This window comes from Stenotrophomonas sp. GW821-FHT02D01 (assembly GCF_059421765.1).
Genome location: NZ_JBWKVP010000003.1, coordinates 109,758 through 136,035, shown reverse-complemented (window position 1 = coordinate 136,035; position 26,278 = coordinate 109,758). Strand labels below are relative to the sequence as shown.

14 protein-coding genes are annotated in these 26,278 nt (G+C 68.0%); 4 read left to right on the top strand and 10 right to left on the bottom strand.

What is annotated here, in order from left to right; translation table 11 throughout:
• Nucleotides 1–25 precede the first annotated feature (25 nt).
• Nucleotides 26–1,648 (bottom strand): ShlB/FhaC/HecB family hemolysin secretion/activation protein, encoded by a 1,623-nt coding sequence (locus AC07UW_RS08075; protein WP_313248218.1) that lies wholly within the window; start codon nt 1,646–1,648, stop codon nt 26–28.
• 201 nt (nt 1,649–1,849) lie between these two features.
• On the opposite strand from AC07UW_RS08075, the gene AC07UW_RS08070 reads away from it, so the two are divergent.
• Nucleotides 1,850–2,191 carry a hypothetical protein gene (locus AC07UW_RS08070; protein ID WP_495211935.1) on the top strand — a complete coding sequence of 114 codons (342 nt, stop codon included), beginning with the start codon at nt 1,850–1,852 and terminating at the stop codon, nt 2,189–2,191.
• Between the two features lie 7 nt (nt 2,192–2,198).
• Here the strand turns inward: AC07UW_RS08070 and AC07UW_RS08065 are convergent, their stop codons facing one another.
• Complete coding sequence (locus AC07UW_RS08065) at nt 2,199–2,657, bottom strand: hypothetical protein (RefSeq protein WP_336028866.1); 459 nt, start codon at nt 2,655–2,657, stop codon at nt 2,199–2,201.
• A gap of 116 nt (nt 2,658–2,773) precedes the next feature.
• Between AC07UW_RS08065 and gspH the strand changes: the two genes are divergently transcribed.
• Genes gspH through AC07UW_RS08050 form a run of 3 tightly spaced genes read left to right on the top strand, consistent with a single transcriptional unit; the run spans nt 2,774 to nt 4,190 of the window.
• Nucleotides 2,774–3,220, top strand: coding sequence for a type II secretion system minor pseudopilin GspH (gene gspH, locus AC07UW_RS08060; protein WP_313248213.1), 447 nt, complete (start codon nt 2,774–2,776; stop codon nt 3,218–3,220).
• A complete protein-coding gene (gene gspI / locus AC07UW_RS08055; RefSeq protein WP_313248210.1) occupies nt 3,217–3,579 on the top strand; it encodes a type II secretion system minor pseudopilin GspI in 363 nt (120 codons plus the stop codon). Before gspH ends, gspI begins: the two co-directional genes overlap by 4 nt.
• Nucleotides 3,576–4,190, top strand: a complete 615-nt coding sequence (locus AC07UW_RS08050) for a prepilin-type N-terminal cleavage/methylation domain-containing protein (RefSeq protein WP_223482583.1) — start codon at nt 3,576–3,578, stop codon at nt 4,188–4,190. Before gspI ends, AC07UW_RS08050 begins: the two co-directional genes overlap by 4 nt.
• A gap of 422 nt (nt 4,191–4,612) precedes the next feature.
• On the opposite strand, the gene AC07UW_RS08045 is transcribed toward AC07UW_RS08050, so the two are convergent.
• The 8 genes from AC07UW_RS08045 to gspK form a co-directional block, all read right to left on the bottom strand.
• A complete protein-coding gene (locus AC07UW_RS08045; protein WP_495211800.1) occupies nt 4,613–17,002 on the bottom strand; it encodes a filamentous hemagglutinin family protein in 12,390 nt (4,129 codons plus the stop codon).
• A 200-nt stretch (nt 17,003–17,202) separates the two neighbouring features.
• Nucleotides 17,203–18,393 (bottom strand): substrate-binding domain-containing protein, encoded by a 1,191-nt coding sequence (locus AC07UW_RS08040; RefSeq protein WP_312112461.1) that lies wholly within the window; start codon nt 18,391–18,393, stop codon nt 17,203–17,205.
• Nucleotides 18,394–18,663: 270 nt separating this feature from the next.
• Nucleotides 18,664–19,863 carry a type II secretion system inner membrane protein GspF gene (gene gspF, locus AC07UW_RS08035; RefSeq protein ID WP_495211799.1) on the bottom strand — a complete coding sequence of 400 codons (1,200 nt, stop codon included), beginning with the start codon at nt 19,861–19,863 and terminating at the stop codon, nt 18,664–18,666.
• A gap of 7 nt (nt 19,864–19,870) precedes the next feature.
• The gene (gspE, locus tag AC07UW_RS08030) at nt 19,871–21,307 is read right to left on the bottom strand and encodes a type II secretion system ATPase GspE (RefSeq protein WP_495211934.1); all 1,437 of its coding nucleotides are present in this window, start codon (nt 21,305–21,307) and stop codon (nt 19,871–19,873) included.
• Nucleotides 21,308–21,309: 2 nt separating this feature from the next.
• Complete coding sequence (gspD, locus tag AC07UW_RS08025; RefSeq protein WP_495211798.1) at nt 21,310–23,685, bottom strand: type II secretion system secretin GspD; 2,376 nt, start codon at nt 23,683–23,685, stop codon at nt 21,310–21,312.
• Nucleotides 23,682–24,206 carry a type II secretion system protein M gene (locus AC07UW_RS08020; RefSeq protein ID WP_495211797.1) on the bottom strand — a complete coding sequence of 175 codons (525 nt, stop codon included), beginning with the start codon at nt 24,204–24,206 and terminating at the stop codon, nt 23,682–23,684. Before AC07UW_RS08020 ends, gspD begins: the two co-directional genes overlap by 4 nt.
• Nucleotides 24,203–25,369 (bottom strand): type II secretion system protein GspL, encoded by a 1,167-nt coding sequence (gene gspL, locus AC07UW_RS08015; protein WP_495211796.1) that lies wholly within the window; start codon nt 25,367–25,369, stop codon nt 24,203–24,205. The genes AC07UW_RS08020 and gspL overlap by 4 nt, the downstream gene beginning before the upstream one ends.
• Nucleotides 25,366–26,271, bottom strand: a complete 906-nt coding sequence (gene gspK / locus AC07UW_RS08010) for a type II secretion system minor pseudopilin GspK (RefSeq protein WP_495211795.1) — start codon at nt 26,269–26,271, stop codon at nt 25,366–25,368. Before gspK ends, gspL begins: the two co-directional genes overlap by 4 nt.
• Between the last annotated feature and the right edge of the window lie 7 nt (nt 26,272–26,278).

The window sequence follows — 26,278 nt, the reverse complement described above, 5'->3', positions numbered from 1 at the left end:
CGGAGAACGCATCTCAAGGGAAGGGTCAGTAGCTGGTGCTGATGTTGAAATGCAGCCGCGGGTCGTCCTTGCGCGTAACCGGGCCATCGGCGTATGGCCAGGCGTAGTCCAGGCGCAGCTGCAGGTGTTCGCCCAGGCGCAGCTGCGCGCCCAGCCCGACCGACGCCAGGTTGTATTTGTCGCGCTGTTCCGGCAGCGGCTGACGCAGGCGCAGGTAGGCCGCGTCGGCGAAGCTGTACAGCCGCAGGTCGGTACCGCTCCACAGCGACCACGCCGGGGTGCGCCATTCCAGGTTGACCAGGCCACCGTAGTCGCCGATTGCTTCGGCCGACAGGTAGCCACGCACGGTGTACATGCCGCCGGCGGCGAACTGTTCGGCCGAGACCAGCGGCGCGTCGGTCGCCTGCAGCGAGCCACGCGCATACCACTGCCAGTCGTTGCCGAAGGTGTGCGTGTTGGAGACATCGGCCTTGAACGCCACGAAACTCGGATCGGCCCAGTAGCGCTTCTGACCGAAATCAGTGGCGTTGCTGCCGTAACCGAATAGACGCCGGGTTCCCGCCACCAGCTGCGTGTTGATGCTCAGCTGATCGTTCTCGCCCTGGCGCACGCCGACGAAGGCCAGGGTGACCGGCGCGTACTTCAACGGCGTTTTCAGGCTGTCCTTGCCCATCTGCGTGTCTTCTTCGGTGTCCTTGAAGTCCACGCCGAGGCTGAGCTGGCGCCACCAAGCGCTGCTGCCCGGCAGGCGGTAGTTGAGCTTGAGACCGATCGAATGACCGTTGCCGATCACGTTGGTGCCGGTGCCCGTGCCCGCGCCGCCTTGCCCGCCGGCATTGAGTACGCGGCTGTCGGACTTGTAGCCCGATGCTTCCAGGCTCCACGGCGTGCCCTCGAAGGGGACCGTGTAGGACGCGGAGAACACCTTTGCCTGGTCGGTGTCTTCCGGCGCGATGAACACGCCGATGCTCGCGCTGTGTCCTCGCCGCCACAGGTTGTCGTGGGCCAGCGATGCACTCAGGCGCAGCTTCTCGGTATCGGCGCTGTGGTCGTTGTTGAGCGCTGCACTGGCACGCCAAGGTGACTTTTCTTCTACCTGCAGGTCCACATCCATGGTGCCGGGCACCTGGCCTTCGCGTACCAGCGGCAGCACCTGGCGGCGGCCCCCTTCGTTCAGCGCCGTCAGTTCCTTCTGTGCCTGGTCGAAGTCGGGCACGCGCCCTTCAGCCAATGCCGGTACCCGTTCGCGGATGCGCTCGGGTGAGTCATGGCGGGCACCGACCACGCGCAGCTGGCCAATGGGCGTCTGCTGCACCTTCAGCAGCACCACGCCTGCGTTGACCTGCTGCTCGGGCAGCTCCACATAGACCGATTGGTAGCCGCCCTGCTGGTACAGCGCGTTGACTGCATCGCGTGCCTTCTCGACATCGGCCAGCGTCCTGCCGGGGCCGAGGAACGGTTCGACTGCACGTTCGATCTGGCGCGCATCAAGCACGGTGTTGCCGCGCACGATGTACTCGTTGATGTTCACCGTGGACGCTGGTGCGGCGTCCTGCGCGAGCGCTGGAAATGGCAACGACGACAGGGCCAGCAGCAAAGGATGCAGGCGCAGCGGAAGGCGAACGGCACGGCACGGAACGGGAGTCATCGAAGGCATCGCGTCGTATCGAAGGGAATGGCCAGGGAGCGGCGCGTGGGTCTACCAACAGGACGTGCAGGCCGCGTCAAAACCGCCAACAGTTTTGTGACAGCGCTGTCATCTGTTGACGATGCTGAAACAGGCGCAGGCGGACACTTCGCCTGGCACACGTCTTCATTGCAAAGCGCCTGCTGCCTCGGGAGATTCAAGATGCACGCCACCCTGGCTACACCAAACCGCCCTGCCCTCTGTGTGGCGTTGGTTCTGGCTCTGGCTGCGCCCTGGGCGCGGGCTGAGCAGGCTGCCAAACAGGCAGATGCAGCGCCATGCATCGAAGTACAGGTCAACGGCGAGCGCATCCCCGCCTGGGACTGCCTGCAACGCAAGCTGGCGCCGGCAGCAGGCACGGCCGCCCGCCCCGACCTTCCCGAAGCCGAACGCTTGCTGCGCAAGCCCGGCAACCAGTTGCTGCAGTACAACCTGGAGGGCACGCGGCAACGCATGGGCGATGCGTTCGGGCGTTCGGTGGTGCCACAGCGCCCAGCGCGCTGAGTCGTGTTCAGTGCCGCCCCAGCGCGGTGGGGACGATGCCATCGGTAGGCATGGGCGGCAGTTCGGGCACGGGCAGCGAGCGCGGCTGGCCTGCCTGTTGCAGTTCAACCGCGTTCGCGCTGATTGCTGCCAGTACCGTGGATGGGCCGAGACGCTGGCCCGGTGCATAGGCCTGTGCAGGCGCCCCATCCACCGACAGCAGCGCCAGCGGCGCCTGCTGCCCGGCCATTACGCCCAGCACGGTCACGTCGGTCTGCACCGCGCCGGGCGAGAGCAGCCGCACCAGCGGTGCGCTCGCAGCGTCGTCGAAGGTCGGGGCAGCGGGTACGGCGACCTGCATCGTGGCGGCGGCAGCGCGAGCCGGCGCCATGAACAGGGCCATGCCCCAGTATCCCGCCACGGTCAGCAGCAGCATGGCCGCCAGCAGGGTCAACATGCGATTGCGATCCCAACGCCAGCCGTCCATGTTCTGCACCTTCGCCAGGTTCCTGTGCGGCCACGCTAGCAGCCGCCGCTGACGCTTTTGTTTCATCATCCGCATCTAGGCTGGCAGCTATCGGCAAGGACGGGAGGCGATGTGCGATGCAACGCAGGCCACGCGGTTTCACCCTGATCGAACTGATGGTGGTGCTGGTCATCATCGGCATCTGCACGGCGGGTATCGGCCTCGGCCTGGGCAGCCTGCTCGACCCCGCGCGGCAGCTGCGGCAGGAATCCGAGCGGCTGGCGCAGCGCCTGCAGGTCGCTCGCGACGAAGCTCGCATCGATGGTCGGCCGATCCGCTGGCAGGCCACTGCGGAGGGCTACCGCTTCAGCCGCCGCGACAGCCAGGGCTGGGTCGAGCTGCGGCGCGATGACCTGCTGCGCCCCCAGCAGTGGCAGACCCGTGGCATCACCGTGCAACCCACGGCCGCCATCGAGCTGAGCCCCGAATGGATTGGTGTGCCGTGGGAGCTGGCGTTGTCGCTGGACGGTCGTCGACTGCGTCTTCGTGATGATGGCAGTGGACAATTGCAGGTCATGCAGTGAAGCGGCAGCAACACGGATTCACGTTGATCGAGGTGCTGATCGCGTTGGCCATCGTGGCCATCGCGCTGGCAGCGGTGATGCGCTCGGTGGCGGTGGCGACCGATGACCAGTCGCGCCTGCGGGACCGCCGGCTGGCCCTGCTGTGCGCGCAGGACCGCTGGCAGGAGCTGCGTCTGTCCGCACAGCCACCCAGCGATGCGCGCCTGCTGTGCCTGCAGGGGCGCACCCGCTTCCTGGTGCAGCAGCACCTGGGCAGTGGTATGGACGGGCAACCGCAGCTGGAGTTGAGCGTGGTGGCCGAAGATGCGCCGAAGCAATCGCTGACGCGCCTGCAGTTGCCGTGGACGGCGGCGCCATGAAACGCGCGGCGGGCGGTTTCACCCTGATCGAGGTGATGATCGCCATCACCATCATGGGCGTGCTTGCGGTGATCTGCTGGCGCGCACTGGACAGCGTTGCCAATACGGACCAGCGCCTGCGCCAGGCGGATGCCGAGACCAGCACGGCGATGCGGGTGCTGCAGCAGTTCCAGCGCGATATCGAGATGCGCGCTGACGATGCGCTGATGAACGGCGCGGTGCGGCCGGCCGATCAACCCGCGCGGCTGCTGCCGCCGTCGTTGACCAGTGAGCGCCACCCCGATGGTGGCTTCACGCTGGAGATCACCCGCAGCGTCGGTAGTGATGGGCTGCAGTGGCAGCGCGTTCGCTGGTGGCGGCAAGGCAGCACGTTGTGGCGCGCCAGCGGTACGCCGTCCGATCACTATCCGCTGCCGGCGCCCGAGCCGACGCGCGGGTTGCTGGTGGCCCGTGATGTGCAGCGCTTTGAGGTGCGGGCATGGCAGCCCGGGGTGGGTTGGGCGATGCTGCCCAGCCAAGGGGAGGTTTTGCCGGCGACCGGTCTGGAGTTGCGGTTGGGGTTGCGTGATGGGCGCGGGCCGTTGAGCTACCGGCGGGTGTTGGCGCTCTGAGAGGAGCATCCACGCATGGCGTGGATCTACTGCCAGGCCTGCTTCTGCTGCCAAGCCTGCTCTGGTGGGTGCCGACCGTTGGTCGGCACTGAAGCTGACCCAGCCATCCACGCATGGCGTGGATCTACTGAGAGGCGTCCACGCGCGGCGTGGATCTACTGAGAGGCATCCACGCATGGCGTGGATCTACCGAGAGGCATCCACGCGTGGCGTGGATCTACCGCCCTCCTGCCGCCGGGCGCTGTCCCGCGCCCGGCGGCGCCGTGTCGGTGGTCCTCACCGCTGATGGCTGCTCCCTGCCCTCGGTGCCGTCCTGGCTGGGGCCGCCACCGTTCCCTGGCAGCTGGCCCGATCCTGTGTTCTGCGCGTGGTGGGTGCGGTCCTTGGTCCGCACCGTTCCTCCATCCACGCATGGCATGGATCTACTGCACCTGCTGCTTGCCCGCGTCTGCCCGCGCCTGCGGGAACTGGAAGGCGCTGTTGACGTCGTAGCCGCTGGCGGCGGCCCTGTTTCCGCGTGCTGGCGGGTCGATGCTGCTGCTGGCACTGCCGAAGCCGAGAATCTGCACGCTGATCACCGACGGCTGGTTGCGCCGCGCATCGTCCTGGCTCTTGCGCATCACGTCCTGTGCGGCCTGGCTGGCGCTGTTGGCCGCAGCGCTTGCCGACGCCAGCGCGTTGACGTTCACCGAGGCCAGCACCGGCAGGCCCTTGCTGTCGCCCTGCACCTGGATGTTGGCGGCGTTGAGCACCTGCAATGCCGCCAGGTTGATGTTGCCCGACACGCGGATACCCGCCTCGCCTGCATCGATGGTGCCCAACGGTGCGATCAGGTCGACATCGCCGGGTGCCACTTCGGCGATCGGGTTCAGCGTTGCAATGCCGGCGCCGCTGGCCGGTGCCTGCGGCGAGAGGATCACGTTGCCCCAGGTGTCATAGACGCGACGCGGCGGGGTGTACAGCAGCGTGGTCTGCGAACCACGTCCGGCATTGATGTCGCCCTGCTCGGACCATGCCACGATGTCGCCGCCAAAGGTGGTCATCACCCGCGACAGGCCCAGCAGCACGCTGTCCTGGCTGAACAGACGGATGTCACCCTGACCCTGGGTGACCAGGCCCGCACTTGCGGGAGGCACCACGCCCTGCACGCCCACCACGATCTGCCCGCCCGGGGCCATCAACTCGATGTTGCCGCCGGCCTCGGTGCGCACACCGGAACCGCCGTACATCACGATATCGCCAGCGCGGTTGATGGTTGCGCCATTCGCATCCTTGTCCGGCATCAGCGTGGCGATCGCTTCGCGACCGCGCAGGTAGGAACCGAAACGCGGCCCTTCCGCATGGGTGTACTCACGACCACCTTCGCGCAGCTCGGCGTAGTAGACCTCGCGCAGGAAGATGCGCTGCTGTTCCTTCGGCAACGCGTCGAACGCGGCCAGTGCATCCGAGCCTTCGCTGGAGGTACCGAAGCGCTGCTGCAGCCACTGCTTCAGTTCCTTGTCATAGATCTTCACCGCCTTGCCCGGCTGCGCCGCCAGCGACTGCGCTGGATCGGCGAGGTTGGCCGGGTCGAGATAGCGCGCGCGCAGTGCGGCGAAGTCGATCTGCTGGTTGCCGGCGGTCAGGCCGACACTCGCCCCCGAGCGGGCATCGCCCTGCACGATACCGCCCAGCGTCACGATGCTGCCCACGTCCTCCTGCCGCAGCTGACGACCCGCACTGACCTCCAGATTGCCGGGACCGGCCACCACGGCATCCAGGTGTACGATGTCGCGCCCTGCGTCCACCACCGACACATCGGTGGCTGTGCTGTTCAGGGCGGTCAGCGAAACACCCAGGATGTCGCGCCCGGCGCGCATCTGCACCGCACCGGCCGCCTCGAACAGAGCAAACTGCGTGCGCTGGCTGCCGGAGCGATCCAAGGTACGCTGCGCACCCGATTGCAGGCCGATGATGTCGCCGCCCACGGCATAGAAGCGGCTGGGCGATAGTGCACCCGGCAGATTCGACAACGGTGTATTGGGACCGAACGCGAACAGCGGCAATGCCGCCTCCGGCGTCGCCGAATGGCCATCCACCGACAGATTGTGGTGCGGCCGGGTGAGGTTGCCGTTGCCATCGCCCACCTGGGCCATGAAGGCTGGATCGAACGGCCCCGGCATACGTGTATCCGCGGCCGAACGCGCGATCTGGGTGGCGCCCGGCTGGGCGAAGATGCCGCCGCCGGCCAGTACATCCAGGCGACCACTGGCCGAGGGTGCCAGCAGCAGTACGTCCTGGGTGTTGTCCTGCATGCTAAGGCGGTCGAAGGTGATGTTGCCCTGTGCGGCAACCGCGCTGAACCGCGAAGGATAGAGCCAGTACTGCAGTAGATCGCGCCCGCCGGCTTGCAGCTGCACCTGCTCGGCGCCGAGGTTGCTGCCGCTGAGATTCAGGGGTCCGGCCACGCCCGGCGAAAGATCGCCTCCGGCGCTGAAAAGGTCCACGGCGGTGGATGCGGTCCACAGCGAGAACCACGTGGTACCGGCGGCGCGGCTGCCGTTGTCCTGGGTCACACCGCTGTAGTTCGCCACCGCTACCCGGCCAGCATCGCCAACACCACCCAGCACTACGTCACCGCGCGCCTGCAGCGATGCCGTGGCATCGCCCAGCACCAGCACCGGACCGCCCATCGCACGTGCACTGTCGGCGGCGAACAGGTCGGCCGCACGCTGGCGACCGAGTGTGCCGTAGTTCTCCAGCGTCACGCCCATGCCACCGATGCGACCGGCCTCCAGCAGCAGGCTGCCCCGCAGGTTGGTGAAGGTGCCGTTGAGATCGAGGTCCTGCGCTGCCCTGGCGGTGTTGAGGCTGGAGAACGTGGCCGTCAGCTCCGGATTCAGCACACCCCCGGTGCGCAAGCGCAGATCGCCACCGCCGGTCAGGTACAGCTGGCCATCACTGACCCGTCCGGTGGAACCGACCGCGGCAACGATCGCACCCGAGTGCGGTGCGGTCATGAACCCCAGAGCATCGCCCATCGCCTCGCGCACACCGGCGTTGCGGCCGGCGTCAAGCGTGAGATTGCCGCCACCGAGCGTACCGAAGCCGGTGAAACCCACCATCCGCGGCGTGCTGCCTGCGGTGGCCGAGACATTGGCGTAGGTGCCGAAGTTCACCCACCAGCTGGTCGGGACCGGCTTCACCCCGGCGGTGCTGCCGGTGCCCTGCCGCCAGAGCCAGTTGCCCACTGCGGCACTGCCATGCAGGGCCATGTCCCGGTCGGTGCTGCCCGACTCGGCGCGCGCGGTCCACACATCGCCGACGATGTCTCGCCCGGCCTCCACGCGCAGGTTGCCACCATGGTCCGGATACCACGCCTGGTAGCCCGCCAGTGCGGCGTCGTAGCTGCCTGGCACCACGCCCTTTCCGAGCAGAGCGCTGTTCCAGGGCGCCGGCGCACGCGGCGAATTAAAGTCCGCATCACGACCGTTGCCGAGCGAGGTGGGTGTCCCTGCGGTGTAGACGCCGAATCCTGATTTCATCACCACGTCGCCGGCCGCCAGCAGTTCCAGATCTCCCTTGCCGGTGCGCAGCACGCTCCACGCGGGTGTGCCGGGGCGCTTGCCGTAGGTGGTCACCTCGGTCTGCGTGCCTCCGCCGAAGCAATAGGTGGGTGCCGATCCGCAGAACTCGTCTTCGGTCATGCCGAAGATCGCCGCGAAGTCCTTGGCCGACGTGCCGACGTAGGATTCGTCGCCCCAGAAATCCAGCGAGCCCTGTGCGGCCACCTGCCGCGGCGCGGGGCCGCAGTAACCGTCTGCCAGTGCACAGAACTCCTCTTCGGTGTAACCGAAGATATCGGCCAGTTCGGCGATCGGGCGGCCGGCGTAGGAGGTGTCCCCCATCCAGTCCAGCGAGGCCTGCTCGGTCAGCACACGGTCGCCCACGAAAATGATCTCGGTCTTCACCGTGCCCACCGATCCCTGATGGGTATCGGCCAGCACCACGCTGCCGTCACTGCCCCAGCGACGCGTGCGCGGATCGGCAGCGTCGCTGTCCGCGCCGGCCACAGCGGTCAGGTCCCACGACGTCGTGCCTTCCGCCAGCATCGGCGCCAGCGCCCAGTTGCGGCCCTGGTTGCCATTGGCATCGGCAGGTCGCAGCTTCACCGGCGCATCGGCGGCCAGCTCCACCTTGGTCATGGAGGGAATGTATGCGCCCACTTTCAGGTCCACCGCCCGTGCCAGACGCAACGCGATCGGCAGCACAGCACCGGCGGGCCAATCCTGTGCAGCCATCTGCACGCTGCTGCGCAGACGGAAGCCACCACCCAGGCGCGCCCCTGCCTCCAGCTGCAACGGCTGGTCAAGCAGGGTGCCGGCGGCGAAGGTCTGCCCATCACGGGTGGTCACCGCCGCACCGAGCACGGTGCCGGCAGGCAGTCGCAAGCTGTCGGCGAGTGTCATCGCTGCGGGCAGCACGGTACCGGCCGGCAGCACAGCCGATTCCACCGGTACCGCATAGTTCAGCGTGGCGCCCGCCGGGAATTCGGTACCCGGCTGCAGCTGTACGCCTTCCACTGGCACCACCAGGCTGCCACCGAACGGTGTGTTGGCGGCACCACTGCTGCGACCCTCGATCAGTTCCCAGCCGGCTTCATCCGGGTTGGCGGGCGGTGGCGCGAAGCCATCGTTGATGCTGCCATGGATGTTGAGGTTGCCTTCGGCCCGAAGCACCAGCGAGGCCGATTCGCCAAACCCGCGCCGCGCCGGGTCGAGACGGTCGGCATCGGGACCGTAGCGGTAGCCAGACAGGTCGATGTCACCGGAAACCGTCAGGTCGCCACCGGGGTTGTCCGCACTACGGCGCGCCACCACCTGCACGCCCGGACGTAGCCGGTGGCTGCCAAGCGCTGTGGTGCGCTGCTGCAGATCGGCATTGGCCAGCGCCCCGTCCATCCACGTGCGGTTATCCGGATCGACGATCTGGTCCAGCCACTGCTGGGTCACGACCTGCGCCCGGTTGCCGTGCACATCCACGCTGGAGGCCAGCGGTGCATCGTCATAGCGGCGCACGCCGTTGACCTGGATGTCGGCCGCACCGGTGATGCGCACACCGTCGGCAACGGCAATGGCCGCGTCATCGGTGCCGATCCGCGGCACATCGATTTTCAGCGTACCGCGCGCAACGCCATCGTTCTGCCCGCGCTGGCTGCCCACGGCGACCCCGCTGCCGGCACGCAGGTCGATCGCGGCGCCAGCGCCGATGCTGACCTGGCCCGCCGCGCTGCCCAGTTCGACCGTCGCCCGGTTGGCGCTGTCGATGATCTTGCCGTAGCTGTCCACGCGCAGGCCGCTGCCATGCGCGTCGAGCGTGCCGTTCACCTGCAGCGCATCACGGGCGTACAGGCGGATGCTGCCGACCTGCTCGCCGCTGGCGTCGATGCGCCCGGCCACGGTCAGGCTACCCTTGTCCACGCTGATGTCGACCCGGCGCGCCTTCACCTCGTCGCCGATCTGCAGGTCACCCTCGCCGATCTGGAAGGTGCGCGCGCCGGTCACGCCGCCGCTGTTCAGCCGCTGGTTCAACCCTGCGAAATCCAGCAGCTGGCGTGCACGCACCACCAGTTCGCTCGCGTCGTAGGGCACCACGGTGCCACCAGCGTCGTAGCGGCCGCTGGCCGCGCCGTCCACACGTCCGGCCAGATCCGCGCGACCGGCCAGGGCATTGACCGTCAATCGTCCACCGCGGTTGTTGCGCGCCGACACATCGATGCGCGAGGCGGCATCGGTGGTCACCTCGCCACTGTCGCTGGACAGCAGCACATCGCCGCCCCAGCTGTATTTGTCCACGTCGAACAGGCTGACCTTACGACCCGCCAGATCCAGCGCCGCATGCGCACCCACGCCGATGCCCTGGCGTGCACTGGCCGACAGGCGGCCGGAGGCCAGCGCAATCGTGCTGTCCAGCAGGATGCGATCGGCGTCGATGCTGAGTTCGCTGCCCAGCGCATCACCACCGGCCTTGCCGTTGCCTCCATGCAGGGCGAAGCTGCCGCCGGTGCGCAGGGCCAGCTGCGCGCCGGGGTCGGCGGTCAGCAGGGGCGTGCTGATGGCCACGCTGCCGCCGCTGTACTGCCAGCCCTTGTCTGCCAGGTACTCGCCGCGCTGCTGGTACACATCCAGTGTTCCCTTCGCCGAGAACACCATCTGTTCCGAAGCCCCGAGGTTCAACGCGCTGAAGCCAAGTACCTGACGGTTGGCCGCGACCTCGGAGCTGGGCCTGCTGTACGGCGCACGCCCCAGCGTCAGGGTGCGCGTGACGATATCCAGCTGGCCGTCGCCCAAGCGATCCACCATCGGCTCTGACGGCGGCACGGCCACGTTGCTGCCCGTGGCCTGCGTGGCCGCCAGCGCACCATCCCACACCAGCGTATCCACCAGGATGCGCGCACGGTCGCTGGCGTTCCCATAGCCGTGGATCGCCTGCGCACCCAGCACCAGCGTGCGCAGGCTGCCAACGCCGGTGGCGCTGTCGCGCGCATCCAGGTCGACGCTGCCGAACACATTCACCGAATCGCGCGCCACCAGGCTCAGCGTGTCCAGCGCAGGTGCGCCGGTAGCCACGTTGCCACGCAACAGTTGCTGCAGCACCATCTGGTTCATGGTCATGCCGGCGGGCAGTGCACCCGCTGCTGCCGCCTGTGCGATGGCTTCGGCGCTGCCCAGGTTCAATGCAGCCATGCTGACGCCCAGCTGGCGCGTGCCGTAGCTGGCCGAATCGCGCAGTTGCAGGGTGCCGTCGGTGGCGACGGCGATGCTGCCGTCGGACACCAGGCGCGCTTGTCCCTCGCACGCGTCCTGGCAGCCGCCGATATCGATCGCCACCGGGCCGGCGGCAACGCCTGTGGAACCGGTGATCAGGTTCAGCCGCTGGTTGGACACCGCCAGCAGGCCGCCCGTGACCTGGTAGGGCAGCGTGTCGACGGCGTCGCCACCAGCGCGTGCGTAGGGCAATGTGTCCACGGTCGCCCCGGCTTCGACCAGGATGCCACTGCCACCGGAGGCTGCTGCCACCAGGACTTCCGGCGCCTGCAGCGTGGCCCCGGAACGGATCGCCACGCTGCGGGCCTGGCCGGTCACTGCCACCTGCGACGCCGCCTGGTTGATCTGACCACCGATCACAATGCGCGCGGGCTGGAACGCATTGAGTGCCTGGTCGGTGAAGGTCACGCCGCGATCGCGCGCCTGCGCCACGCCGTCCGCACCGATGACCTCCAGCGTGCCGATGGCCGGGTTGGCCATCGAAGCAACCAGGGTGCCGCCCCGTCCCTTGTCGTTGGCGGCGGCAAACCGCGCGGTACCGGCGAAGTCGATCGCCGCCGCGCCCTGGCGTCCGGCGCCCTCGCCCAGCGCCAGGGTCAGGCCCAGCGCATCGATGGTCTGCCAGCCGCGCGATTCGCCGCGGCGGTCGGCCGTTGCCTGCACGAAGGCGTTGTAGCTGGTTTCGTTGTAACCCGAATGCCGCCGCACCACCGCCGCCGGTGTCAACAGCAGGTCGGTCAGAAGTGGCGATTCCACGCCGCCCAGATCGCCACGCTGGTGGCCGGACACACGCCAGGTGCCGGTGCCGGTCTGCAGCGGCCGGGAGATGCCGGACGCACCGGTCGCGCCAAGCTCGACACGGAACGCACCGGGCTGCAGGGCGAAGTTGGCCGGCAGCAGGGTGTAGGTGCCCGCTGGCAATCCGGGAACACCCGCCGGCACGGTGATCTGCTGACCGATGCCGGGCGCGGCGAAGCCGTCGGTGCTGGTGGGCGCGAACGCGCCCGTATAGCCGGGCACGATGGCATACACCGGGTTGCCCGAGGCACTGAACGCATAGCGGGGATTGGCATCGGCCAACGCGGTGCGCAGTACGTCCACCGAACCGCCCCGCCCGGAGATGAATGCTGCACCGGTCAGGTCGCCGCCACCGGACATGTCCAGCAGCGCGTCCGGGCTCACGTTCACTTGGTTGGCTTTCAGGGTGACGCCCATCGAGCTGATGCCACCAGCGGTCAAGGAATCCACGCTTCGGCTGCCGATCCGCCAGTTGACGCCATCGGCGGTACCGCCATAGGGCAGCGCCAGGCCGGCACCGCTGGTGGAGGTGATGCTGCCGGGCAGCAGTTCCACCCGTCCGCCGGCAGTACCGCCCACGGCCAGACCACCCAGTTGCAGTGTTCCCATCGGCGCCCACACCGCACCGCCCTGCTGCACGGTAGCGGCCACCAGTCGAAGCGAACCGAACGCCGATGCAGGGACACCCGATGCCGTGCCGTTGCCCTGGATGCGCAGCACCGCATCCGGGTTCGCCCAGTAGTCGACGGTGTCCACGGTCTGCGCCGATGCACCCGCCACCACCCGGCCCGCCGCCCCGAACGTCGGATACAGGCGCGCCGCGGTCAGGTCGATCGAGCCCGGTGCCAGCAGCGAACTGACCGCAGCGTTGCTGGCGATGCTGGAAAGAAGGCGCACATCGCTGCGGCTGTTCAACGAGAGATGGTCGAAACTGGGCAGCCAGGTGACATCGCGAAGATCGATGAGATCGCCGTTGACCGCCAGCGCATGATCGCCCGCAGTAGCTGACACCGCACCCTGGGTGAACTGCAGGCTCTCGCCCGACAGCTGCTTCCAGCGCGCCTGCGCAAGGCGCACATACGGCGCCGACAGCGATATCGCGCTGGGGGTGCTCGCGCCTGCCGCCACGCCCAGGCTGGACTGCCCCTGCCCATGGATGCGCAGGGACTCGGCCATGCGCAGGTCGACATTGCCGAGCGTGCGGATGTCGCCGAAGACCGACAGGTTGTCGAATCCGCCGGCCTGGATCTGCTGCACCGACAGTGCGGCGTGCCCATAGTCCAGCCGCGCTGGCAGCGACGTCTCGGCCGCAGTCTGCTGGCTGAGCGTGATCACCCGTTCGCGCAGCACCTCCTCGGTTGCTCCGCGTGCATGCACGCTGCCGCCGAAGGCGAGGCCCAGCGTGCCACCACGCGCCCCACTGCCACCGGCCGCCGCATCCATCGCCCCTTGCAGGTACAGCGCATTGGCCGAACGCAGCACTATCTGGCCCCCGTCGCTGTCGACCCGGGTACGGCCCTGGCCGTCGATGTCCAGCTCGGCCGAAGCGCCGCGTGCGTCCAGGCGCGCGCCCCGCTCGACCACGATGAAGGCTTCCGGCGGCCGGTTGTCGACGAAAGCCGACGTCTCCCAGTCGAGCGCGCCACCGATCTCGATGCGCCCACCCGTCCGCACCTGGCCGCGCAGGCGGCCAGCAGCATCGACCATCGACACCGAATCGGCGCTGGCGTCCAGTACCGCACCGTCATCGATCCGCCAGGTGCGCTCGCTGCGCTGGCCGGCGTACAGCGCCGTATCCGGGCGCACATCGTCGATGCTGATGCGGCCGCCTCGTGCCTGCAGCGTCCCCTCCACGTCGATGTTGCCCGCACCGAGCAGGGTGATCGCCTGGCCCGGATCGACGGCGACCCGCGCATCGCGGCCCACCCGAAGGTCGCCGCCCACGCTGTTGCGGTCCGAGCGCAGGGTGATGCTGGCCCCGCTGCGCTGCCGGATGCGCCCACTCTGCGGATCGGCGGCATACAACGGTGCCGACCACGGCTGCAGCGCGGAGGCACGATCCCGCGCCGTGCGTGCGTCTTCAGCCAGGCGCAGACCCGGCATGCGCGCGACCAGCTGGGTACCGTCGGCGACGTCCAGGCCCTGGTGCGCGTTGATGTCGTACTGCGCGAAACCACTGCCGAACAACGCGGTGTCAAGCTGCACCACCGTCACGTCCTGCTCCGCTGCGCCGACGACCGCCTTGCCTCCGGTACCCAACGCGAACGTGCCGCCGCCCTCGCCACGGCCGCTGAAATAGCTGCCTTCACCCAATCGCACGCGACCACTGCCGTCGGTAGCCACCTCGGCGGTGTTGGCCTGCAGGCTCACGCCTCCGCCCTTGCCGATGCGGCCCTTGCCCTGCATGTCCAGCGCAGCACCGGCGTCGACATCGACGGCCACCCGGCTGCCCACAGTGACGTCATGGCTGCTCTGCAGGCGCAGGCTGCCACCGTCGATCCATGCACGGCCACTGTCCTGCCCGGCACCGAACGACGCATTGCTCCAGCCACCGGCAAGATCGATGCGGGTACCGTCGGCGATGGCGACGCTGGCGCGGCCATCGCGCAGCAGCGCTGTCGGCCGCCCCAGCACGTCCAGCAGATTGCCCGCCTGCAGCTGGCCACCGACAATGCGGATGTCACCGGCCACGTTCACCGTGCTGCCGATCAGGTTGAGTGCGCCGCCCGCCTGCAGCGCCAGCGGTGCATCGACCGCGACGCTGCCTGCGCTGGCGAGGTCCATGGAGCCCCACTGCTGCGCGTTGACCAGCCCGGCATCCAGCCAGACCGTATTGCGCCGCTCACTGACGATCGGCGACTGCAGCGACACACCCGCTGTCGCTGTCCCTGTCGTCGCGCTGCGCACATGCACGTCCGAATCGAACACGCCGTTGCGACCCTGGGCGTCATAGCGCCCCAGATACAGCCCTGCGTTGCGCGCCACCGCCGTCTGCGCCTGCGCATAGCCTTCCAGCGCAGCATCCGGCCGTCGCCCCTGCTGCGCGCCCTGGAAGGTCGTGGTCTCCACCTGGCCGTCCAGCAACGCGGTCGGCGCGGACACTACAAGGCGCCCGGCATCGCGGCCGACGGTGTAGCCGTTGTCAGTCCGCTGCGCAGCGAAAACGATGGGATTGCGGAACGCCTCGGTGACACCCCAGCGCTCCTGCTTCACCTCGTAGCCCTTGTACAGACCATCGAACAGCATCTCCGCCGGCGCGTCGTCCAGCCGGTATACCTGCCCATCGATGCCGCGCAACCAGCTCTGCTGTATCGCCCCGCTCTGCACATCCAGACTGCCGCCTGCCAGATTGATCCGCGAGCCCGCGGCCGCGACCACCTCGCTGCCGCCCAGCAACACGGTGCCGCCCTGCGCAGCCCATTCGCTGATGGAGTGGCCCTGGTTGTCCAGATAGCCGCCCACCTCCAGCAGGCCCCCGGCGGCATACCAGCGATCGCCTTCGTGGCCGCCGGTGCCCGCCGGCACGTGGATCAGCTGCCGGCGGTCGATCCATACTTCGCTGCTGGTCAGCTTGCCGCTGTCGCGGTTGTCGGGCGAATCGCGCAGTTCATTGCCCTGCACCTTGACCTGTACGTTGTTGCTTTCCATAGCCACATGCACACCTACCGCGCCGGAGACATCCACACGGGCGCCGTTGTCCAGCTGGCTGCGGCGACCGGCATCGGCGATCACCTGGCCGCCGGTAGCCAACGTCAGCGAGTTGCCCTGGAAATGGATGTCGCCCCCGGAAACGATCTCCACCCGCGACTGGTCGCGCCGATCGCTGTGCAGGGACAGATTGTCGAAGGTCGTCGTCCGCGACGCTGCACGAAGCGCATCCTGTTCGGCCGACTCCTTCAGCAGTGCATCGCGCTGGGTATCCAGTGCGCTGGCCTTGCCATCGTCTTCGATCAGCACCGCTGTGGTCGAGCCTTCGGCCAAGGTGACCTTGGCCCGGGTGTCACTGGCCGAGGCCAGCAGGTGCACGGTGCCGCGTTGGCCCAGCGTGGTGCTGGCCACGGCCACACCTGCCTGCTCGACGCTGCGTCCGGCCAGGGTGATGTCGCCCTCGCGGGCCAGCAGCAGGCCAGTATTGCGGACGCTGCCGGCGCTACTGTCGTTGACCAGGCGCGGCGCGATTTCGTTGCCGCGTGTGGTCGAAGCGGTATTGGCCGCAGTACCCACGCCACGGCGGATCACGAAGCTGTCGCCGGCCGCCAGCTGGACCTGGCCCTTGCGCGTCTCGATCTGGCCAGCGTTCTCCACACTGTGGCCGGCCAGCAACACATAGCCGCCGCCACGCGTTGCGCTGGTTGGTTCATGCGTGGTGATGCGCGCGCCACGTTCAACCATGACCTTGCCCACTGCATCGGTGAGGGCCGAGGTGCTCGTGTCGGCGCTGTACAGGCCGTTGTCACGGAACTGCGCGTCGCTGATGCGTGCAGCAGCAGCAACCAGGTTGCGGACGTTGACCTGGCTGTTGTTGCCGAACACCACGCCGTTGCGGTTGGCAACGAACACCGTGCCGTTGGCCTTCAGCTGGCCCAGGATCTGGCTGGGCCGCGCGTTGGGGTCGTTGACCCGGTTCAACACCGCCCAGTCGGGGTTCTGCAGGAAGTTCAGGGTGGTGTTGCCACCGATGTTGAAGGTTTCCCAGTTCAGGATCGCCTGGTCCGCAGTCTGCTCGATGCTGACCTGTACGCGGCCATCGCTGCCCTGCGACTGGATCGCCTCGCGCGCATTCACCCAGCCGCGCGTCAGGGGGTTCTCATCGACCTTCAGTCCATCCTTGCCCAATCCATCGGCCACCACGAAGCCGGCCTCGCGACGCGCCTGCCGGGCCTGTTCCTGCATGCGTTGCTGCAGGGCGATCGCCTGCGCCGCGGTGCCCAGGTTGTCGATCGACTGCTGCAGCTTCTGCCGCGCGGCGTCCTGCTGCTGCGCGGGCAACTGGAACTGGATGGGCACGCCATTGGGCATGCGCCCGCTCTGTGCGGCCGCACCCTGCGCCGCGCCGCGGTCGGCGAACCAGCCCGGGCTGAATGCCTGTTGCGCATGGCTGGCGGGGGCAGCCAGGGTTCCCAATGCCACCGCGATGGCCCAGGCCATCGGGTGGTTGCGGCGCATCGGCGCGGCCGAATGAACAGCGGACGTGTGCGGGAGCGACATCGGAACCTCATCAACCTGGTGGGCCGCAGCTGCGGCAGCGATCGGGAGGCACGCGCAACGCATGCCCTGCCACTGATAGACGGTTCACGTGACATGAAGCCGACAGCAATGCGCTGCACCGGCCCGCACCGTCGCCGAAAAGGAGACGCCGGCCCAAGGGGCCGGCGTCGGTCAACACAGATTGCAACCAACGGGCGCGATTACAGCGGACGGCCGATGCCAGCGCAGGTGCTCGGGTTGTTCAGGCCAGCGGCGTTGCCGGCGAGCACGAAGCGGTTGCGGATCGCATCGCGCCAAGCCTTGGTCAGCGGGATGAAACCGTGGTCAGTGATCGCCTTGGCATGGGCCACCAGCGCCGGGGTGGCGGTGTAGTCAGTGGCGTAGTGGCGCATCAGGAAGCCACGCAGGCTGTTGGCGACGGTCGAATCCTTGTAGCACTGGCCGATGACCAGGTTGGTGTAGCCGGCGATCGGATAGCCAGCCGACGGATTGCCGAACACCGGCACCCAGTTGGCCGGGTTCTCGGCAGCGGTGCCGGTCGGCGGCGCGACGGTTTCCAGGGTGGCCTGCACGCTCACCTGGTCCGGCGAGAAGCCCTTGACCTTTGCAACCTTGGTGGCATCGGTCAGGCTCGGGATCACGTCCGGACCCACATAGCCGATGCGGCCGGCCTGCGCGTACACGGCGTTGTACAGCGAGGTGCCACCGGTGGCCGGCGCGGCCACGAGGAAAGCCGGCAGGTTGTTGTTGGCATCACGCTTGTACAGATCGGCAAAGGTCGACTTGATGGCGAACTTGCCATCGACCAGGTTCGAAGTGGCAGCCACTTCCGGCGCACAGGCGGCGGTCAGGAAGCGGGTGAACATCTCGCTGGTGCCGCTGCTTTCCGGACGGTAGACCACCTGGATCGGGCCACTACGGTTGGCATCGATGGTCGACCAGTCGGTGATCGCACCGGAGAACACACCGCAGATCTGTGCCACGCTCAGGTCAACCGCCGAGCCGGCCTTGTTGAACGGAATGGTCACCGAGGTAGCCACCGACGGCACCTGGATCAGGTTGCCATAGCGGTTGGCATTGCTGGTCTGGTTGTAGTTGGTGGTGTAGGTGCTCAGTTCGGTCGAGCTCAACACCGAGTCGCTGCCGGCAAAGTGCACGGTGCCGGTGGTCGAGAACAGCTGCGAATCATTCTGCAGGAAGGCCTTCTTACCAGTGCCCGAACCGGTCACGGCGTAGCTGAAGTTGCTCGGCAGGATGCTGTCCGCCTGACCCTTGTAGAGGTCGGCCGGCAGCGAAGCGCCACCACCGGTAACGGTCTGCGCCGAGGCGGCACCGGCAGTGGCGAGAAGCGCGGTAGCAACCAGCGCGGCCAGGGTCTTGTACTTGTTCATGATCTTCTCCTGAAGGGTTTACTGCGAAGGTGAAACACCAAGGGAGGAACGGTCACTACACGCCTGCTGCCGCCGAGGGCCTCCCAGCCCACTCTGCGGCGACAGGGACATGCTGGCCGTCGCCGATGACAGGCCGCTTAAGAAACCTGTGGAAGATCGGAAAAAGGTGTGGAGAATTGTCTGGAGAAAACCGGGTATCAGTAGATCCACGCCATGCGTGGATGCGCCGCGCATCGCGCGCGTGACGCTTCACCCACGCATGGCATGGATCTACTGCACCAGTTGGTTCATTTCCATGATCGGCATCAGCACGGCCAGCACGATGGTCAGCACCACGCCACCCATCACCAGGATCATCGTTGGCTCCAGCAATGCAGTGAGTGCCATCGCGCGGCGTTCAATCTCGCGCGAGATGGTCTGTGCAGCGCGGTCGAGCAACGGCGCCAATGAACCGGTCTTCTCGCCACTGGCCACCAGATGCACCAGGATCGGCGGATACACTTTCTGCACCTTCAGCGCAGCGCCAAGCGAAGTACCTTCGCGCACGCGTGCGGCCACATCATCGGCACAGCGCGCCAGCAGCGCGTTGCCCAGTGTCTGTCGTGCGGCGTCCAGTGCGCGCAGCAAGGGCACACCGGCATCAAGCAGGATCGCCAGTGTCGATGCGAAGCGTGCGCTGTTCACGCCCAGCACGAAGCGCCCCACCATCGGTACGCGCAGCAGCAGGCTGTCCCAGCGCAGGCGCAGCTCCGGTTGCCGCAGGGCCAGCCGCCAGCCCACCACCAATGCGCCGATACCGATCCCCGTCCATACGCCCCACGCGCGTACGAAAGCACTGGCCGCCAGCATCACCTGGGTCAGCATCGGCAACGTCTGCCGCGCCTGCACGAACGCCGTCACCACCTGGGGCACCACGTAGCTGAGCAGGAAGATCACGATCGCCACCGACACCAGGCTGATCGCTGCCGGGTAGATGAATGCCGTCAGCACCTTCGCCTGCAGCGCGTTGCGCTCTTCGATGTAGTCGGCCAGTCGCTCCATCACCCGTGCCAGATCGCCGGAATCCTCGCCGGCACCCACCAGGGCACGATAGATCGCGGGAAAGTCGCGCGGCCGTGCCGCCAACGCCACGGTCAACCGTTGGCCGCCGCGCACATCGGCACGCACCGCAGTGAGTGCCTGCGCGACATGTGGCCGTTCTGCCTGTTCGATCACCGCGCTCAATGCGCTTTCCAGCGGCAGGCTGGCGGCCAGCAGGCTGGCCAGTTGCCGCGTGGCCCAGGCCAGTTCGCTGGCCGACAGCCTGCGCGCGCCCCAGCCACCGCCGGCACTGCGTGCGGCCGACACCTGTACCGGTGTCAGCCCACGCCCACGCAGTTGCTGGCGTACGCCGCGCGCACTGTCGGCGTCCAGCTGCCCCTTCTCCATGCGCCCCTGTGCGTTGGCGGCCTGGTAGTCGAACAGTGCCATGCGCGCCTCAGTCGTCGCCGGTCACGCGCAGGATTTCCTCCAGCGTGGTCACCCCGCTGTCGACCCAGCGCTGCCCGTCCTGGCGCAGGGTGCGCATGCCGGCACGGCGCGCGGCCTCACGCAGCGCGGGTTCGCCCTGCCCTTCATGGATCAACGCCCGCACGCGCTCATCCACCACGAACAGCTCATGGATGCCGGTGCGCCCGCGGTAGCCGCTGTTCGCGCAGGCGGAGCAGCCTACGGCCCGCCACACGGTGCGCCCCTCGGTATCGAGTTCGTCACGCCGGCAGTGCAGGCACAGCCTGCGTACCAGCCGCTGCGCCAGCACGCCCCGCAACGATGAGGCCAGCAGGAACGGTTCCACGCCCATGTCGGCCAGGCGGGTCACCGCCGAGATCGCATCGTTGGTATGCAGCGACGCCAGCACGCCGTGACCGGTCAGCGACGACTGCACCGCGATCTGCGCCGTTTCCAGGTCGCGGATCTCACCGATCATGATGGTGTCCGGATCCTGGCGCAGGATGGCGCGCAATGCCGTGCCGAAACTCATGCCGATGCGCGCGTTGACCTGGATCTGGCCGATGCCGGCGAAGTCGTACTCCACCGGGTCCTCCACGGTGAGGATGTTGCTGGTGTTGCTGTCGAGCTGCCCCAGTGCCGCATACAGCGATGTGGTCTTGCCGCTGCCGGTCGGCCCGGTCACCAGCACGATGCCATGCGGCTGGCGGATCAACCCGTTGAAGGTGGCCAGCGTATCGTCGGCCATGCCGAGGCGTTGCAGTTGCAACCGCCCGGCATCCTTTTCCAGCAGGCGCAGCACCGCCCGTTCGCCGTGCCCGGTGGGCACGGTGGAGACGCGGATATCCAGCGGCCGGCCGCCCACGCGGATCGCAATGCGCCCATCCTGCGGCAGGCGTTTCTCGGCGATATCCAGGTGGGCCATGATCTTGATGCGCGAGACCAGCGCCGCGTGCAACGCACGTCGTGGCTGCACCATGTCACGCAGGGTGCCATCGACGCGGTAGCGCACCACCGAATGCGTTTCGAAAGGTTCGATGTGCAGGTCGCTGGCGCCGTCACGCGCGGCCTGCGCCAGCAACGCGTTGATCATGCGGATCACCGGCGCGTCGTCCTGTGCATCCAGCAGATCGGTCACCTCGGGCATGTCCTGCATCAGCCGGTCGAGATCGACTTCACTTTCGGCCGCGCCCACCACCGCAGCGGCATCGCCACCGTCACGATACTGCTCGCCCAACCGCTGCTGCCAGGCCGCCGCATCCAGCACCTGGAACGGCAGCGGCCCGTGCCGGCGGCGCAGCTCGGCCACTGCCCAGGCAGCGGTCTCGGCGGTCCCCAGAAGTACCGGCGCTCCGCCTGCTTCGACCAGCATGACCCCGTGGCTGCGCACCCAGGCATACGGCAGCGCTGGCGGCGGCGTGGCCATGCTCATGGGCCGATGACCAGTTCCGGGGTGTAGCCCAGCCCACGTAGCTGCTGCAGCGCCGGGTCGAGCGTGGCCGGGTCGCGTGCCACCCGCACCCGCAGTCGCTGTCCAGTTTCGCCCGGCGTGGTTTCGGCATAGGCCTGCAGGCCAAGCGCGCGCACCTGTGCCACGGCCTGCGTGGCACGCGCTGCATCCAGCCCCTGCGCGAACTGCACCACCTGCACAGTGCCCTCGCTGGCCGGATACAACGCCGCAAGGCTGCCGTTCTGCAGCGGCTGGCCCTGGCCATCACGTGCATTGCCCTGGCCCAGCACCGACAGGTCCTGCGGCGGCAGCTGCGGTGCCGACAGTGCCGGCAACGCCCAGCTCTGTACCGGCTGCGCAGCGGCCTGTGCATTGCGCATGTAGTCGTAGCGATCGCGGGTCAGGCGCTGTCCGGCGGCCGGGTCGCGCACCACGTGCGGGCGCAGGAACACCATCAGGTTGGTCTTGGCCCGCTTGCGCGTATCGCTGCGGAACAGCGCGCCCAGCACCGGGATCTTCCCAAGCCCCGGCACGGCATCGCGGCCGTGGCTGACGCTGTCTTCCAGCAGGCCGCCCAGCACCATGATCTGGCCGTCATCGAGCAGCACGCTGGTATCCAGCGCGCGCTTGTTGGTGATGATGCCGGCGCTGCCCGAGCTCTGCGCATCGATGCTGCTGACTTCCTGGTAGATGTCCAGCTTCACCGTGCCGCCCTCGGAAATCTGCGGGCGCACCCGCAGCTTCAGGCCCACGTCCTCGCGTTCGATGGTCTGGAACGGATTGTTGCTGCCACCGCCACCATCGGTCACATAGCGGCCACTGACGAAAGGCACGGTCTGCCCGACCATGATGCTGGCCGCCTCGTTGTCCAAGGTCATCAGGTTGGGTGTAGAGAGGATGTTGGCGCCGCCTTTGCTCTGCAGCGCATTGGCCAGCGCCTTCATGTTGAGGATCTGGCCGACGCCTGGCAGGTTGATCGTGCCGTCGATCACGCCGATGTTCAGGCCGTCTTTCGGCAGCACATCCAGCGTGGTGCGCGCGGTGGTGTTCAGCCCACTGCCGCCGGTGGTACCGCCGAAGTGGGTGCCGCCAAAGGTGCGGCCGTTGCCCAGCATCCATTGCACGCCCAGTTCGGCGGCGTCGGTCTGGTTGACCTCCACGATCAGGCTCTCCACCAGCACCTGCGCGCGACGCTGGTCCAGCTGGTCGATCACCCGCCGCAGGTTGCGGTACACCGGCTCCGGCGCGGAGATCAGCAGGGTATTGGTGGCGATGTCAGCCTGCACCGAGATGCCGTTCTGGCTGAAACCGGTGCTGCCGGCATCGATCGGATCACGACGGCCCGGATCAAGCCGTGGCGATTCCAGCGCATTGCCCTTGCTCTTGCCCTGCGCAGGTTGCGCTGGCGTGCTGGCGCTGCGGTTGGTCTCGCCCGGCAATGCGGTGATGCCGTCGGCGCTGCCCATCGCGGGCGCATCGCTCTGCCCTGCCACCACGCCACGCAGCACCCCGGCCAGCTGGGTCGCCTGGGCGTTGCGCAGGTACACCACATGCAGGTTGCCGGACTCGTCTTGGGCCTTGTCCAGCTTCTCCACCAGCTGCCGCGCCAGGCGCGTGCGGCCCGGGCTGCTGGAACGCAGCAGCACGCTGTTGCTGCGCGGGTCGGCCATCACCACCACCTTCTGCGCCGGCTCCGCTCCCTGCGCATCCAGCAGCGGTGCGACCATCGCCGCCACGTCCACGGCAATGCCCTGCTGCAGCTTCACCACGTCGGTGTCCATGCCGGCCGGTGTATCCACGCTGGCGATGACCCGCGCGATGCGCTCCAGGTTGTCGGCGTAGTCAGTGATGACCAGCGTGTTGTTGCCGGGGTTCGCGGTGATCGGATTGTCCGCGGTGATCATCGGTCGCAGCACCGCCACCAGCGCCGCGGCACTCTCGTAGCGCAGGGCAAATGTGCGCGTGGCTATCTCGCCGCCCGCACCACCGGCACCAACGCGGCCGCCCAGCAGCTTGGCATCGGCCTGCGGCACCACCCGGCTGACGCCCCCGCTTTCAACCACGGCAAAACCGCGCATGCGCAATGCACCCAGCAGCAGCTGGTAAGCCTGCACGCGGCTGACCGGCCCATCGGAGACCACGGTCATCTTGCCGCTCACCCGGGGGTCGACCAGGAACTGGCGGCCGGTGAAGCGTGCCGCCATGCGCAGCACCCCACCGATATCGGTGTCCACCAGGTTCAGCTGCACCGGTTCGCCATTGGCGTCCTGCGCCTGCACCGGCGCCGGAAGATGGGCCAGGCCCACCACCAGTGCCAATGCCGCGCTGCAGCCCAGGCTGCGCATCGCCTTCATGGATGGCCACCGCCCTGGGCGGCCATCACGATGTTTCCGGAAATCCGTGCCGCCGGCATGTTCGCGTCCCCTGTTCGTTGCAGTTGCAGTTGCTGCAGTTCGATGGCCGGGTCGGCCAGCAAGGGCAGCAGCCAGTTCCAGAGCGTATCGGCGGGCACACTGCGCACCTGCAGGTGCCAGCGCCCGTCACGCGTTTCGATATGCAGGCTGCCGGCCAGGCCCGCAGCGGTGATCTGTTGGCGCAGGCCTGCAAGTGTCGGCCGCCGGACTTGCGCCTGCTGCTGTTCACGGGCGCGCAGCAGCGGTGCAAGTGCTGCCGCCTGCGCCTGCAGCCGTGGAAGCTCAGCCTGCCAATGGCTGCGCTGCTTAAGCAGCGGCTGCAGCCAGCCCAGCCACAGTGCGGCCGCCGCTATCGCTGCAGACATCAACAGCAGCATCGCGCGCTCGCGCGCCGCCAGCCGCTGCCAACGCTGCGACAGTCCGCGCACGAAGCCCGCCGGCCGTAGTTCCGCTGTGGTCACGGAGCAGTCCCGCTGCTGATCCGCAAGCGGCCACCGGCTTCGTGCGCAAGCTGCAGCCCTTGTGCCTGCATCGCCTGCTGCCAGCGCTCCAGCCGCTGCGCGTCCTCGGCCAACGCCTGTGCGTCGGCGTCCAGTTCCAAGTCCATCTGGCCCGGTTGATAGCGCAGGCTGCGAACCTGGCCAGCCAACTCGGGGATGGCCTGCAGCACGCCGGCAACCTGCTGCTGCACGGCAGGAAGCGCCCGTGGCGCTGCCGGCACCGCCAGTGCCCGCCGTGCCTGCACCACCGGATCGACCACATCGTCGATCTCGGGGAAGTGCGTGCTGAACTGCCGCGCCATGTCATGCTGCAGGGCTTCACCCTCGCTGTGCCAGCGCGACACCTGCAGTTGCAGGCCCAGCGCAGCCAGCACTGCCGCCGCCAGCGCAAGACCGATGGCCACGCGTGGCGCACCCGCACGCGAGGCCGGCAACGGCAGTGACCAGCCAGGCAGCGGACCGCTGCACTGAACCGCCTGCGTCAGCACGCTCGCCGGCAGACGCTCGGCCCAAGCGGGCGGCACGGCATCGATCCACTGCACTGCCTGCACCCCGGCCTGCTGCAAGCGCACGGCCAGCACCTGCATCACCGAGGCCAGGTCACGCCCACCGCACCACTGCACGAAGCCACGATCACGGCCACAGCGGACCAGTACCTGCTCACCACACAGCTGCAGGGTGGCCTGCCCCACCGTCCACGGCAGCAGCAAGGGCGTTGGGTGCAGCGCCTGCAACTGCAGCCCGCACTCCTGCAGCTGCTGCTGTACGCGCGCAATCGCCTGCAGGCCAAGCCACGCCACCGCCACCGTGCCATCGACCGCCTGGGTGCCATGGCCCAGCGCCACCTCCTGCAGATCATCCAGCAGCATCGCTTCCACTTCACCCTGCAGGGCCGCCTGCAGGCGTCGTCCGGGCAGCGGCGGCAGCTGCAGCTCAAGCAGGATTAGGTCCTGCGGATCAAGGCTCGCATGCACCCTCGCCTGCGGAAAGCGCTGGCCCAGCGTCGACAGAGGGTCGCTGCCCGTGGCCAGCACGCGGTCCTTGTGCAGCTGCGCCCACTCAACCGCGCTGTCCCCATCCAATCGTTCCAGCGCCGGCAGGCGCACTCTCAGCTGCAGGCTCATGCACCGATCCTTGTCCATACCCGTTGCACACGCACGCTGTCGTCACGGTACTCGCGCCAGATCAATGCGCGGAAATCCACGGATGCGCCGTCTGCCTGTACCTGGCCTACCGCCAGGAACCACTCGCTGTGGATACCCAGCGGCATCAGCGCCATCTGTTCATTGCTCAGTTGCAGCCGGTTGGCGATGTCGCCGCGATTGAGCAGCCAGTGGCCACGATCGCGCTCGCCCAGCAGCGCCTGCAGGCGCCCTGCATCCACCCCGGGTGCAATCGCCTGCAGTACGGCGATATCACTTGTATTGGCGTTGACCAGGGTCTGCGCTGGCAGCACCACCGTACGCCGCGCCAGTGCCTGTACCGCCACCGGATCGGCACCTGCCAGCACCTGTTCGATCAGCGACTCACGCGGCAACGGTGCACGCGCCTGCCGATCACCATCGCGCAGGCGCGACTGGATATGGGTTGCGGCGCTGGCACAGGCCGCGTGGGGCAGCCCCTGCCCCACACACAGCGAAGTGAACGCACGCAGTGCCTCTGCGGCAGGTTGGCCGTCAGCCAGCAGCGTGCGCAGGTTGAACCTCGACTGCGCGTCCACCAGCTGCAGGTGCACCGGCAGTGGCGCCTGCAGCTGCAGTGGCCGTGCCCAGCGCCCGTTGCCGACGGTGGTCAACTGCTCGCGTGCGTCGTCACGCAACTGCTGCGCTGCGCGCTCCAGCGTTGCATCTACCGCCATGCGCACCTGCATGCGCAGCTGATCGCTGCGTACCGCACGCAACTGTGCTGCCTGACGGGTCAGCAGTGCAGTGGCGATCACCGCCACCAGTGCCACCACCAGCATCGCCACGATCACCGCCATGCCCTGCTGGCGGGCAAACGTACCTGGAATTTTCCGGCGTGCCATTGTTCGG

Bases quoted from the DNA above. Each gene is read 5' to 3' on its own strand.
- AC07UW_RS08065 (WP_336028866.1), bottom strand. From the start codon at position 2,657: ATGGACGGCTGGCGTTGGGATCGCAATCGCATGTTGACCCTGCTGGCG.
- AC07UW_RS08050 (WP_223482583.1), top strand. From the start codon at position 3,576: ATGAAACGCGCGGCGGGCGGTTTCACCCTGATCGAGGTGATGATCGCC.
- gspD (WP_495211798.1), bottom strand. From the start codon at position 23,685: ATGAAGGCGATGCGCAGCCTGGGCTGCAGCGCGGCATTGGCACTGGTG.
- AC07UW_RS08040 (WP_312112461.1), bottom strand. From the start codon at position 18,393: ATGAACAAGTACAAGACCCTGGCCGCGCTGGTTGCTACCGCGCTTCTC.
- gspL (WP_495211796.1), bottom strand. From the start codon at position 25,369: ATGAGCCTGCAGCTGAGAGTGCGCCTGCCGGCGCTGGAACGATTGGAT.
- AC07UW_RS08045 (WP_495211800.1), bottom strand. From the start codon at position 17,002: ATGTCGCTCCCGCACACGTCCGCTGTTCATTCGGCCGCGCCGATGCGC.
- gspK (WP_495211795.1), bottom strand. From the start codon at position 26,271: ATGGCACGCCGGAAAATTCCAGGTACGTTTGCCCGCCAGCAGGGCATG.
- AC07UW_RS08070 (WP_495211935.1), top strand. From the start codon at position 1,850: ATGCACGCCACCCTGGCTACACCAAACCGCCCTGCCCTCTGTGTGGCG.
- gspH (WP_313248213.1), top strand. From the start codon at position 2,774: ATGCAACGCAGGCCACGCGGTTTCACCCTGATCGAACTGATGGTGGTG.
- gspF (WP_495211799.1), bottom strand. From the start codon at position 19,863: ATGGCACTGTTCGACTACCAGGCCGCCAACGCACAGGGGCGCATGGAG.
- gspE (WP_495211934.1), bottom strand. From the start codon at position 21,307: ATGGCCACGCCGCCGCCAGCGCTGCCGTATGCCTGGGTGCGCAGCCAC.
- AC07UW_RS08075 (WP_313248218.1), bottom strand. From the start codon at position 1,648: ATGACTCCCGTTCCGTGCCGTGCCGTTCGCCTTCCGCTGCGCCTGCAT.